Origin of the sequence: Methanobrevibacter sp., from assembly GCF_045603845.1 — an archaeon.
GTDB lineage: Archaea > Methanobacteriota > Methanobacteria > Methanobacteriales > Methanobacteriaceae > Methanocatella.
Window position 1 is genome coordinate 1 of sequence record NZ_JAZUMY010000002.1, and the last position, 12,261, is coordinate 12,261.

Consider the following 12,261-nt stretch of genomic DNA (forward strand, 5'->3'; position numbering starts at 1 on the left):
AGAAGAAGAAGTAATGGATGTTAACTTAGTTCAAAGGATGCATAAATCTGGTAGAAAAGTTAATTTCAGAGTAATTGTTGCTGTAGGTAACAAAGATGGTTACGTTGGATTAGGCCAAGGTAAAGCTAAAGAAGTTGGTCCTGCAATCAGAAAAGCAGTTGATAATGCTAAATATAATATTATAAAAGTAAGAAGAGGCTGTGGTGATTGGGGTTGTGTTTGTGGAAGAGAACACACCGTACCTTTCAAAGTACAGGGTAAAACCAGTAGTGTAAGTGTAAACTTAATGCCTGCACCTGCAGGAGTAGGTTTAGTAATTGGTGATGTTGGTAAAACCATCTTAAAACTTGCCGGTATTCACGATGTATGGTCTCAATCTTTCGGTCAAACCCAAACTACTGTTAACTTTGCTAACGCTGTATTCGATGCATTAAAAACTTTAAGTGAAGTTAAAGCAAGTAAAGAAGACCTCAAGAAAATGGGAGTTAACTATTAATTGGTGATGATTATGTTTTTAGTTATTAGAGTTAGAGGAACTACTGGTGTCATTCAAAAAGTTGCTGACACTTTACATATGTTAAGACTTAACAGAATCAACCACGCAGTATTAGTTGAAGAAAATCCTAGTTTTGAAGGTATGCTTCAAAAGTCTAAGGATTACATTACCTGGGGTGAAATTGACGCTGAACTTTTAGCTGATATCATTGCTAAAAGAGGTAAAATCGAAGGTAATAACAAAGTTACTGATGAATTCGTAGCTGAAAATTCTGATTACAGTAATATTGCAGAATTAGCTGAAGCTTTAATTAATTCAGAAGTTAAATTAGCTGATGTGGGTATTAAACCTGTATTCCGTTTACACCCTCCTAGAAAAGGATACGAAAATATCCGTTTATCCATTAACGAAGGTGGATCTTTAGGTTACAGGGGCGAAGAAATTAAAGATCTTGCAAAAAGAATGCTTTAGATAAGGTGTTTATTATGATTAGAACAAAACGTAAAATTAACAAACTTAGAGGTTCTAGATCCAACGGAGGAGGCTGTACTAAAAAACGTAGAGGTGCAGGTAACAAAGGTGGAAAAGGTAAAGCTGGAGCTGGAAAACAACATTGGACATGGACCGTAATTCACGATCCTGATCATTTCGGTAAACACGGTTTCAAAAGACCTCAAAAAATGATTAAAAAAGTTAATTCTGTTAACTTAAGTTACTTAGAAGAAAAAGCAGATGATTTAATTGCTAGCGGTAAAGCATCCAAAGATGGTGACGCTATTGTAATTGATGTTACTGAATTAGGTTATGACAAAGTTTTAGCTAAAGGAAAAATCACTAAAACTTTCAAAATTTCAGCACCTAAATTTTCCGCATCTGCTATAGAAAAAATTGAAGAAGTTGGAGGAGAAGCTATAGAATTATAGTTTTTCCATTTTTAATTATTATGTAGAGGAATAAAATGTCATCACTCGAAATTTTAGAGCCATTGTTTAAGTTTTTACCTGAGGTAAAATCTCCTGTTCACAATGAAGATTTTAGAGAAAAACTTAAATGGACTGCTCTTATTTTGGTATTATACTATTTCTTAACTGAAATACCCTTATATGGATTAAGTGCTGGTGCTGTAGATAGTTTCGCGGCATTAAGGGCAGTTATGGCTGGAAGTTTTGGTTCAATTCTTACTTTAGGAATTGGTCCTATTGTTACTGCATCTATTGTATTGCAATTGTTAGTTGGTTCCAATCTTTTGGATTTGGATCTTTCTTCACATAAGGATAAATCACACTTTCAGGCTACACAAAAGCTTTTATCTATTTTGTTTACAATATTTGAAGCGGCTGTTTTAGTATTAACTGGAAATTTAGTACCTATTGATAATTCTTATCTCGGTGTGTTATTCCTTCAACTTGTAATTGGTGCAGTTTTAGTAATTTACTTGGATGAAGTTGTTTCCAAATGGGGATTCGGTTCAGGTATTGGTCTGTTCATTGCAGCAGGTGTATGTCAGGCAATTATTGTAGGAACATTTAACTTCTTGCCAAACGCAGAAGGTTTACTTACCGGAGCTATTCCAGGATTTATCCAATCCATTGCTTTAGGTTCTGCAGATTTCTCATTACTGATTCCGTTAATTGCAACTATCTGTGTATTCCTGGTTGTTGTATATGGTGAATCTATCCGTGTTGAAATTCCAATTTCACATGGTTCAGTCAGAGGTCACGGAAGAATCAGAGGATCAGTCGGCAAATATCCTTTAAAATTCGTTTATGCAAGTAACATGCCGGTTATTTTAACCAGTGCACTTCTTGTTAACGTTTCACTTTTAGCAAACGTTTTCCAAAAAATAGGATTCCCTATTTTAGGTGAAATCCAAAACGGTAAGGCCGTAAGCGGTATTGCATGGTTATTGTCAACTCCAAATAATATTGGAATGTTTGTAACGGAACCGGTACATATTATTGTATATGCAATATTCTTCTTGGCATGTTGTGTACTGTTCTCATACTTATGGGTAGAAATCAGTGGATTAAATGCTAAGAAAATCTCCGAACAACTTTATAATTCAGGTATTCAAATACCTGGTTTCAGAAGTAGTAAACGTCAATTATATAAGATTTTAAGGAAATATATTCCTGCTCTTACCATTTTAAGTGGTTTGTATGTAGGTTTAATTGCATTCTTTGCAGATTTAACCGGTGCTTTAGGTGGAGGTACTGGTGTATTGCTTACTGTTGGTATTATACACAAGCTTTACGAAGAAATGGCTGAAGAACAATTAATGTCTTCAAATCCACTACTCAGAAGGTTCTTAGGAGGAGATTAATCTTCTCCATATATTTTTAAAAATGAGGGGTTAAATTGAAATTAGTTGTATTAACAGGAATTCCAGGTTCAGGCAGTACTACTCTTCTCAACAAAGCTCTTGAAGAAGTAGATTATGTGCACTTAAATTACGGTGACATAATGACTGAACTTGCAATTGAAGAAAAACTTGTTGAAGATAGGGATGATTTAAGAAAATTACCTGCTGAAACTCAAAAGGACATTCAAGCTAAAGCAGCTAAAAGAATTAATGAAAAATCTGCTGAAGCTAATGTCATTGTGGATACACATTGTACTATTAGTACTCCTTCCGGATTTTTACCAGGACTTCCAATTTGGGTTTTAGAACAATTACAACCTGATTTATTTGTCATGGTTGAAGCTAATCCTGACGAGATTATTTATAGAAGAATGAATGATGATACTCGTTCAAGGGATGTGGAAAAAGCAAGTGATATTCAATTACATCAGGAAATGAATAGAGCTGCTTCTATGGCATATGCAACATTAACTGGTGCTACAGTTAAAATCATTGCAAATCATGACAATCATTTGGAAAAAACTGTATCCAAATTAGTTGATGTTTTAAAATAGGTGAGTACAATGGCTGATATTTTTAGTATGATTAGTGACGGTATCCTTAATGTTTTGAATACTATATTCAATCCAATTTTAGCAATGGATCCAAATCCACATAATCCTGCTTTAACCGTACTGGTAATTGCTTTCATTGTTTCATTAATCACGACTATTGCTAATAAGTATTTGGTCGATCAGGATAAACTCAATGAAAGACAGCAAAAGTCAAAAGAGTTTCAGAAAAAGTTCAGGGAAGCTCAACAAAGAGGGGATGGAAAAGAAATTGCCAAGCTTCAGGCTGAGCAAACTGAGATGTTAAAAGATCAAAATGAAATGATGATGGATTCATTCAAACCGATGTTCGTAACTTTTGTTCCGATTATTTTGATTTTCTTCTGGATGAGGACATCTGCTATTCATGATTTGGTTTTAATTTTACCTGCTCCTGCATATTGGCTTACTTTAACTCCATTTTGGCATTTCATTGGTCAATTTCTGTATGGAGGAAAAGCTACGATTCCTTATGGAATTGGCTGGTTATTATGGTATATGATTTGTACTTTTGGTATGAGCCAAATATTAAGAAAATTCTTAGGATTTAAACAAGGGTTCTAATTTAACCCTTAAATCTTATATATTTATTAATGATGAAATAGATATATTGTAGTATTCTATTTTGAATACGCTATTACACAATTATTAAATTTTTTATTAAATTAATCAAGGTGATTAAATGCCTGCAAATAGGTTTAGATCAAGATCATATAAAAGAATGAGAAAAAACACTCCTGGTGGAGAAAATGTTTTAAGATACAAAAAGAAAAAACCATCTAAGCATGTTTGTGCTGAATGTGGTGCAGTATTGCATGGAGTTCCTCGTGGACGTCCATATGAAATCGGTAAACTTTCAAAAACTAGCAAAAGGCCTAGCCGTCCATACGGTGGGTACTTATGTACTAAATGTATGCGTAAACATTTCAAACAAGAGGCTAGACAATAATGATAATTACTCTCGGCGGATTGGCTGGAACTGGAACAACAACTACTGCGGAATTGCTTAGTGAAAAGCTGGATATTCCATATATCTCTGCAGGATTTGTTTTTAGGCAAATGGCTTCTGAAAGGGGCATGTCTGTTTTGGAATTTAGTGAATTTGCTGAAGGTAATGATGAAATCGATAAAGAGATTGATAAACGACAAGCTGAACTGGCTAAATCTGCAGATAATTTAATAGTTGAAGGCAGGTTATCTGCTTATTTTGTTGAAGCTGATTTAAAACTTTGGTTAGTTACTCCTTTCGATGTCCGTTCTCAAAGAATAGCTGAAAGGGAATCAAAATCTATAGATTTAGCACGCGAAGAAATTATTACTCGTGAAGAAAGTGAAGCTTTAAGATATAAAGATATTCATGGTATCGATATTAAAAATATGGATATCTATGATTTGATTATTAATACTGGTACATTCGATCCCGAAAAAGTATCAGAAATCATTTTAACAACATTAAAGGTGATATAATGGCATCAATTGAAGTAGGAAGAGTATGTGTTAAAACTGCTGGAAGAGAAGCTGGAGAAAAATGTGCAATCGTTGAAATCATCGACGAAAACTATGTGGAAGTTATCGGAGAAGCTGTTAAAAACAGAAGATGTAACATTGCTCACTTAGAACCAACCGAAGAAACTATCGATGTTTCTGGCGACGCTGACTCTATCAAAGCAGCTTTAGCTGATTTATAAGATGAATAATTTATTTATTCATTATTTTTTACTATTTTTTATACTATTTTTTTAAGGTTTAATTCATGAAAACTAATTTAATTACAAAATCTAAAGCTTTTACAAATCCTGAATATGGTTGTAAACCTGAAGAAAGACCTATTGAAGAATATATTACAAAAGGCGTAATTAATTTAGATAAACCCTCAGGACCTACATCTCATGAAGTGGACTCCTGGATAAAACGTATTTTGAAACTGGATAAGGCAGGTCATGGCGGAACACTTGATCCTAAGGTTACTGGTGTATTGCCTGTAGGTTTGGCTGATGCAACCCGTGCGATACAACTGCTGCTGACTGCTCCAAAGGAATATGTCTGTTTATTGACATTTCATGCGGATGTTGAAGAAAGCGAAATTCGCCGTGTTTTTGAAGAGTTCACAGGAAAGATTTTCCAATTGCCTCCTGTCAAATCTGCCGTAAAGCGTGAATTAAGAACCCGTAATGTTTACTATTCAACTATCTATGAAATTAAAGGTCGTGACGTTTTATTCAGAATAGGCTGTGAAGCGGGAACCTATGTCAGAACATACTGCCACAACATTGGTGAAGCTTTAGGCGTAGGAGCTCACATGGCGGAACTTAGAAGAACTCAGGTCGGATCATTTCGCGAACGTGAAAATCAGGTCACTTTACAGGATGTAACCGACGCATATCATTTCTGGATTGAAGATGAGGATGAATCATTCTTGCGTGAAGCAATAATGCCTATGGAGAGAGTTGCGGATTATCTGCCGAAAGTTGTAATTAAAGATTCTGCAGTCGATGCAATCTGTCATGGTGCTGATTTGGCAAGCGGAGGAATTTCCCTATTGTCAGATGACATTAAAAAAGGTGACCTTGTAGCTATTGAAACCCTTAAGGGTGAACTTGTCGGTGCAGGAAATGCACTGTTTTTTGCCGATGAAATCCTGGAAGCTGAAGGAGGATTTGTAGTCAACACATCAAAAGTCTTCATGAAACCTGATATTTATCCAAGACTTTGGAAATAGCTTTTTTTATAATTATTTTGTTTTTTGATTAAAAAAATAAAATGTGGTGTTTTAGATGGGAAGCTAGAAAGCTCCTCCACCGCCTCCGCCGGAACCGCCTCCGACGCCACCAAATCCACCACCGTCTGATGAAGGATTTGCTGCGGACACTCCATCGTTGAATGCACTATTCAGCATGGATAATCCGGCATATGAATGGAACATGTATAAATCACTGCCGTAATAATAGTCATCATCATGCACTCTAGGTTCATTGAGTTTCATGGATTCGTAAACCTTGTCAGCTACTCCAAGAGCAGTTCCATAAACAAGGTACTTGTTCCAAATAACTATTGATTCCGGAGGGTGTTCTTTAATTAAACTGTTGTCTGATAAAAACTTCTTAAAGTTTTTCCATTTGAGATAGTAGAGACGACCTTTAGGAGTCCATTGTCCAAAAATATCTTCCGGAAGGAATATCAATGCAAAGGAAATCACGCCTAAAAATACTGCCGCAATTGTTGCAAGTGATGCTGCAGGGTGCTTTGAGAAAAGTGATATCAGGAACAATATCACTGCAATGACTATGCCTCCCACTGTAAAGCATTTGCTTAATACGTCTCCATTATTGTTAAAGTATTCTTTAAGTCTGTCATCACCAATATGTGTATCATATACAGTATTTTTCCAGTCATCAAGCTTTTCAACAAATAGCTTACCGTTCGTTTCATTGTTCAGTTTTGATGATAATCTGGAAACATTCAATATGTCTCCATCTCCAAAAGTTTTCAATAGTCCATAAGCCTTTTTCTCATCTGGTGACAATTCATCGTATTTGGAATCATCAAATTCCAGAATCAGGTCTTGTGTGTGCTCGGATTCCTCAACATGTATTTTGAATACTTTTCTGTCAATCAGATCCATTATCGTTGCTTCAAATCCTTTCATATCTGGCTTTCCGATATTATCTCTGTTGTTAATCATCGCATTGACAACAGCCGGAGGGTCATCAGTTGGAAGTTCCCTTTCATATATTCCTTCGTAGTTTACTTTAGGTTCTCTTCCATGTTTGAGGTAAATGTAAACTAATGATAATGGGGAAATAAAGCAAATTGCTGACAATGCGTTAAATAGGTTACCCCAGAAACTTACACCGCCTTTATATTCGGCCTGTTTTTGCATTATCTGTTCCTTACCGTCCACATTAACATGTTTTGCATAAGTCGCATTTGAAAAGTCATCCAAAGGCATCAGTACCTGCAGCTCATAGAATTCCCCTGACGGAATCTCTTTTGTTTCCACATGTATTGTATCTCCATTCATCGAATCGCTTAAGTTATAGTACTCTGGGTTCAGGTAGTATTGATTGCCGTTATCTCCAGGTAATTTAACATTGGAAGTCAGTTTCAGTACTTCACACTCCCAGTTTTCACCCCATAACTTGTATTGAAGAGATCCGATGTCATTATACAATGTTACAACATTTTTCATGTCATAGGAATAGCTCACGGTCACTTCCTGGTCGTGAATCTTGTAGTTATGAGCCTTATCTGCCCATAAGTAAACCTTAATTCTGGTCTGTCCGTTCTGGTCTATGACTTCATATTCGCCATAGGCGCCGTCAATGTAAACCTCCAGATTTTCAATGCTTTCCCCATCTTTCAGGGGAATGTCTCTGTAAACTCCGTTAAATGTACCGTCAAAAGAATAAGTATAACTTTCATTCACATGTAAAAGTCCATTTTCATCAATGGCTAGGTCAATCAATGCATCAATGATATTATACTCCCGATCATCGTCTGCATAAATAGTATTCACTGTGGATAGTAATACCAGCGATAATACTATCAGCACAGCTATCTTTTTAAAATTCATAGGTTTTCACCTTAAAATTCTACTCTAGGAACCTCACGTGATGCTTCCTCTGCTTCAAAGAATTCTTCTTCTTTAAAACCAAACAATTTGGCAAGCATGTTTGATGGGAACTGTTGGCATTTGTTGTTATACATCAAAACAGTATCGTTATAAAATTGTCTTGAATAAGAGATTTTATTTTCTGTATCGCTCAGTTCTGACTGCAACTGTTGGAAGTTACTGTTAGCTTTCAAATCAGGATAATTTTCAGCTACTGCAAACAGTGTCTTTAAAGCACCGGTCAGTTGATTGTCCGCTTGGCTTGTTTCTTTTACACCATTTGCATTCATTACATTTCCACGAGCTTTTGTAACCTCTTCAAGAACACCTTTTTCATGGCCAGCATAACCTTTCACGGTTTCCACCAGATTAGGTATAAGGTCATTTCTTCTTTTAAGTTGAACATCTATCTGTGCAAAGCTGTTTTTAACGCGATTACGTAAATTTACTAGTTGATTATACATATGTACGATTGTTACTATTATAAAAACAATAACTAAAATTACTACTATGAGTAAAATCCAACTCATTATATCACCTAATTAATATTTATATACTATTATTAGTAAAATATTTTTACATATCAATTCAAGGTGTAATGATGGATTTAAAGGAAATAGTTGCTGATGCATTTAAATATCCATTTGGGGATAAAGAGCAGTTTTTGATGATTTCAGCAGTATATGCACTGTTGGGAATAATTCTGTCAGCAGGAATTATATCTGCTCCATTTTATAACGGTGCATTTAGAGTCATTTCCTATTTGGCATTTTCCATAACATTTTTGTACCTTTCAGGCTATCAGGTGGATATTATTCGCATTTCCTGTGAATTGAAAGATCATATTCCAAGGTTCAATCCCCGAAAAAATATTAAGGATTCATTGAGATTGCTTGTTTTGTCATTGGTATTTTCAGTAATTATTGGCGTTCTTTATTTCATAGGGCTGTTATCATTTATCCTTCTTCTTCGCAGCGGAGAAATTGTAGGCTTTGTTTTGGCAATAATTGTTTATATAATCTTATTAATTGCTCTTCTGCTGGTTATATGGCTGATTTTCATGTCAATATGCAGATTGGCATACTTTGGATTTAACGAGTCTTTAGAAATTAGAGAATCATTCAATGATTTGAAAAAGATAGGCTTTGGAAAGATTTTTGTTTATATGATTCTGGTTTATATTGTTGTTGGAATAATCTCATCTGCGGGATTGTTGCTTTCTTTGGGAATTTTCGAATTGGTTGAAACGTCTCCAGGATTGGTAATTGCTATTGCAGTATATTTTGCTATTCAGTCATATGTTTTTGTTTTTCAATCAAGAGCTATGGGACTTCTATATACGAATGCAATATATGATATTTAGTTTATTTTTTTAAATAATCTGAATTTTTCATCGAAATTCTATTTTAAACAATACCTTTATATACTTTGATTATAATATATTATTATATCATATTACTGTTGTAATATGTGTGCAAGTATTTTTTTATAGCTAGTTGTGCCGAGATAGTCTAGCCTGGTAAGGCGCGAGACTGGAAATCTCGTGGGCGTTTTGCCCTCCTGGGTTCAAATCCCAGTCTCGGCGCTTATTAGTTTTTAACACTATTTTATTTTTAATTAAAGATATTGTTAAACTGATATTTTTTTGCACTCTTAGTTTTTTAACTAAGTTTATATTGTTGAAAGAACTGTGTTTTGAGAAGCTCAAAACATTCGAATCTATATTTTACGTCTCGTAGGTTCGCTCTATAAATGGAGGTTATTTAATGGAAGACGATTTTAAGCATTTGGTGCGTATTTCTAGAAAGGATGTAGATGGAAATAAAACCATCGAGCACGCTTTAACTGATATTAAAGGTGTAGGCTTATCTTTATCTAAAACTATATGCCGTGTATTAGACTTGGATTTAAATTCTAAAATCGGTTATATTGCTGATGAAGATGTTGCAAAAATTGAAAGCATTATAGAAGATCCTAAAGCATTTGATATCCCATCATGGATGTTAAATCGTAGGGAAGATTATGAAACTGGTGATGACATTCACTTAATCGAATCAGATCTTGACATGACTTTAAGAGATGATTTGAACAGAATGAAAAAGACCAGAAGTTACAAAGGTAGAAGACACGAAGTTGGTTTACCTGTCAGAGGTCAAAGAACCAAATCTACTTTCAGAAAAAGTGCTTCAGTTGGTGTAAGACGTTCATAAGCATAAACGCTATTTTTAATATAATTATTATTTAGATAAGGAGATGTTTTAATGGGTCAACCAAGAAAATCAAGGAAAAAGTATAATACACCACCACATCCTTGGAACGCAGAAAGAATTAAAGATGAAAACAAATTAATGACTAAATACGGTTTAAAAAACAAAAAAGAAATTTGGAAAGCCGATACATTAGTTAGAAGATATCGTAGGGAAGCAAGATACTTACTCGGTTTCTCAACTGATCAGATGCAAGAAGAAAAATTAGAATTATTAGGACACTTAGCTAGAACCGGTGTTTTGCCTGAAAACGCTGCTATTGAAGATATCTTAGGTTTAACTGTTGAAGATATCTTAAGAAGAAGATTACAAACTATTGTATACAGAAAAGGTTTAGCTCGTACTCCTAAAGAAGCAAGAATGTTTGTTGTACACGGACACATAGCTTTAGCTGGTAAAAAAATCAACTCACCAAGTTATGTGGTATTAAAAGGTCAAGAAGATGAAATCGGATTCTATCGTTCTTCACCTGTAGCAAAACAAATTGAAGAGTACAACAATAATAAGGATAATAAAGCTAATACAGAAGAATAAAGGGTGTAATTATGGCAAAAGATGAAAAATGGGGTATAGCTAATATTTACTCATCATTCAACAACACTATTATTACTGTAACAGATATTACTGGTGCTGAAACTATTTCTCAATGGTCCGGTGGAAAAGTTGTTCGTGCAGACAGACAACAGGCTTCACCTTTCGCAGCTATGGCTGCAGCAACCAGAATAGCTGATGATGCTAAAGAAAAAGGATTTGTAGGATTACATATTAAAGTAAGAGCTCCTGGTGGAAATGGACCTAGAAGTCCAGGACCTGGTGCACAAGCTACTATTCGTGCTTTAGCAAGAGCTGGAATTAAAATTGGTAAAATAGAAGATATCACTCCAATTCCTCACGATGGTACTGGAAGACCTGGTGGTAAAAGAGGAAGAAGAGTATAAGTGGAAGGGTTTAATATGGAGATAGAATTAAAAAGTCAAAGCGATGATGAAATTGTTTTCATTGTTCGTGATGCAGAAGTACCTTTTGTAAATGCTATTAGAAGGGCCGCTATGGTCAATGTTCCTAAAATAGCTATTGAAGATGTGAATATTATCAGAAATGACTCTGCAATGTTTAATGAGGTACTTGCTCATAGGCTTGGTTTAACTCCTTTGGTTTCTGATTTAGATGCAATTGAAGGATTATTATTACCTGAAGATGACGGATGGTATGAACCTCAGGGTATTGCATTCAGTATAAACGAAGTTGGGCCTAAGGTAGTTTATTCTAAGGATTTAATATCTTCAGACTCAAAAATTAAACCAGTATACGATACAATTCCTATTGTTAAACTTAAAGAAGATGAAGAACTTATTGTGGAAGCTTATGCAAAAGCAGGCTACGGTAAAAACCATGTTAAATGGATGCCAACCACAGTCTGTGCATACAAACAATATCCTGAAATCACCTTTAATGATGATGTTGACATCGATTATGAATGTGCTGACGCATGTCCTAGAGGTGTCTTGAAATCAGACAAAAGGTCTAAAAAGATTAAAATCCTGGATATTGAAAACTGTTCTATGTGTAAAAGTTGTGAAAGGGCTTCTATCAACAGGGCAGCTGCAAACGGAGCACCTGATAAAAGTTACATTAACGTAGGATATCGTGAAAATGATTTCATATTTAGAATTGAAACTGATGGATCAATGCCTCCTAAAGAAGTATTATTAACAGCTTGTGATAAATTAGGTGAAAAAGCAGATAAATTTATCAGTTTTAGTGAGAAGGAGGAGTAAATAATGGTTAAGAAAATTATCAAAACTAATCCTAACCTTATTGAACTTATTAATAAACTTAATAAACAATCAAAAAGTGAAGATGCAGCTATTTGGAAAGATGTTGCTAGTAGACTTAGTAGGTCAAATAGAAGAACTGCAGAAGTAAACTTATCT

At 34.8% G+C, this 12,261-nt stretch carries 17 protein-coding genes, 1 tRNA gene and 1 pseudogene; 17 read left to right on the top strand and 2 right to left on the bottom strand.

The features are described from left to right. The 10 genes from rpsE to ACKI2W_RS00060 form a co-directional block, all read left to right on the top strand. Positions 1–496: 30S ribosomal protein S5 (gene rpsE / locus ACKI2W_RS00015; protein ID WP_407378321.1), on the top strand; the 496-nt coding region annotated here is incomplete at its 5' end. A 12-nt stretch (positions 497–508) separates the two neighbouring features. Further along, the gene (locus ACKI2W_RS00020; RefSeq protein ID WP_407378323.1) at positions 509–967 is read left to right on the top strand and encodes a 50S ribosomal protein L30; all 459 of its coding nucleotides are present in this window, start codon (positions 509–511) and stop codon (positions 965–967) included. Positions 968–981: 14 nt separating this feature from the next. Further along, positions 982–1,419, top strand: coding sequence for an uL15m family ribosomal protein (locus ACKI2W_RS00025; RefSeq protein WP_292875448.1), 438 nt, complete (start codon positions 982–984; stop codon positions 1,417–1,419). 35 nt (positions 1,420–1,454) lie between these two features. Further along, positions 1,455–2,819 (top strand): preprotein translocase subunit SecY, encoded by a 1,365-nt coding sequence (secY, locus tag ACKI2W_RS00030; RefSeq protein ID WP_407378325.1) that lies wholly within the window; start codon positions 1,455–1,457, stop codon positions 2,817–2,819. Between the two features lie 35 nt (positions 2,820–2,854). Then, positions 2,855–3,412, top strand: a complete 558-nt coding sequence (locus tag ACKI2W_RS00035) for an adenylate kinase (RefSeq protein ID WP_407378327.1) — start codon at positions 2,855–2,857, stop codon at positions 3,410–3,412. A gap of 9 nt (positions 3,413–3,421) precedes the next feature. After that, a complete protein-coding gene (locus ACKI2W_RS00040) occupies positions 3,422–4,012 on the top strand; it encodes a DUF106 domain-containing protein (protein ID WP_407378329.1) in 591 nt (196 codons plus the stop codon). A 118-nt stretch (positions 4,013–4,130) separates the two neighbouring features. Next, positions 4,131–4,397: a 50S ribosomal protein L34e gene (locus ACKI2W_RS00045; RefSeq protein ID WP_292798868.1), complete on the top strand. Its 267-nt coding sequence runs from the start codon at positions 4,131–4,133 to the stop codon at positions 4,395–4,397. Then, positions 4,397–4,915 (top strand): (d)CMP kinase, encoded by a 519-nt coding sequence (gene cmk, locus ACKI2W_RS00050; RefSeq protein WP_407378331.1) that lies wholly within the window; start codon positions 4,397–4,399, stop codon positions 4,913–4,915. Before ACKI2W_RS00045 ends, cmk begins: the two co-directional genes overlap by 1 nt. After that, a complete protein-coding gene (locus ACKI2W_RS00055; protein WP_058739659.1) occupies positions 4,915–5,136 on the top strand; it encodes a 50S ribosomal protein L14e in 222 nt (73 codons plus the stop codon). Before cmk ends, ACKI2W_RS00055 begins: the two co-directional genes overlap by 1 nt. A 65-nt stretch (positions 5,137–5,201) precedes the next feature. Beyond that, positions 5,202–6,167 carry an RNA-guided pseudouridylation complex pseudouridine synthase subunit Cbf5 gene (locus tag ACKI2W_RS00060; RefSeq protein WP_407378332.1) on the top strand — a complete coding sequence of 322 codons (966 nt, stop codon included), beginning with the start codon at positions 5,202–5,204 and terminating at the stop codon, positions 6,165–6,167. Between the two features lie 63 nt (positions 6,168–6,230). Here the strand turns inward: ACKI2W_RS00060 and ACKI2W_RS00065 are convergent, their stop codons facing one another. Together ACKI2W_RS00065 and ACKI2W_RS00070 are read right to left on the bottom strand one after the other, a co-directional pair. Continuing rightward, positions 6,231–8,021 carry a DUF2207 domain-containing protein gene (locus ACKI2W_RS00065; RefSeq protein WP_407378334.1) on the bottom strand — a complete coding sequence of 597 codons (1,791 nt, stop codon included), beginning with the start codon at positions 8,019–8,021 and terminating at the stop codon, positions 6,231–6,233. Between the two features lie 11 nt (positions 8,022–8,032). After that, a complete protein-coding gene (locus ACKI2W_RS00070) occupies positions 8,033–8,590 on the bottom strand; it encodes a LemA family protein (RefSeq protein ID WP_407378336.1) in 558 nt (185 codons plus the stop codon). A gap of 71 nt (positions 8,591–8,661) precedes the next feature. Between ACKI2W_RS00070 and ACKI2W_RS00075 the strand changes: the two genes are divergently transcribed. The 7 genes and pseudogenes from ACKI2W_RS00075 to ACKI2W_RS00105 form a co-directional block, all read left to right on the top strand. Continuing rightward, on the top strand, positions 8,662–9,423 hold the full coding sequence (locus tag ACKI2W_RS00075) for a DUF4013 domain-containing protein (protein ID WP_407378338.1): 762 nt from the start codon (positions 8,662–8,664) through the stop codon (positions 9,421–9,423). A gap of 137 nt (positions 9,424–9,560) precedes the next feature. Further along, positions 9,561–9,645: transfer RNA gene (locus tag ACKI2W_RS00080), tRNA-Ser, on the top strand. 181 nt (positions 9,646–9,826) lie between these two features. Continuing rightward, the gene (locus ACKI2W_RS00085) at positions 9,827–10,270 is read left to right on the top strand and encodes a 30S ribosomal protein S13 (RefSeq protein ID WP_407378339.1); all 444 of its coding nucleotides are present in this window, start codon (positions 9,827–9,829) and stop codon (positions 10,268–10,270) included. A 51-nt stretch (positions 10,271–10,321) separates the two neighbouring features. Then, the gene (locus ACKI2W_RS00090; RefSeq protein ID WP_407378341.1) at positions 10,322–10,861 is read left to right on the top strand and encodes a 30S ribosomal protein S4; all 540 of its coding nucleotides are present in this window, start codon (positions 10,322–10,324) and stop codon (positions 10,859–10,861) included. Between the two features lie 11 nt (positions 10,862–10,872). Then, a complete protein-coding gene (locus ACKI2W_RS00095; protein WP_069574667.1) occupies positions 10,873–11,265 on the top strand; it encodes a 30S ribosomal protein S11 in 393 nt (130 codons plus the stop codon). Positions 11,266–11,280: 15 nt separating this feature from the next. Beyond that, on the top strand, positions 11,281–12,105 hold the full coding sequence (locus ACKI2W_RS00100; RefSeq protein WP_407378343.1) for a DNA-directed RNA polymerase subunit D: 825 nt from the start codon (positions 11,281–11,283) through the stop codon (positions 12,103–12,105). 3 nt (positions 12,106–12,108) lie between these two features. Further along, positions 12,109–12,261, top strand: a pseudogene (locus ACKI2W_RS00105) (50S ribosomal protein L18e); the annotation flags it as partial.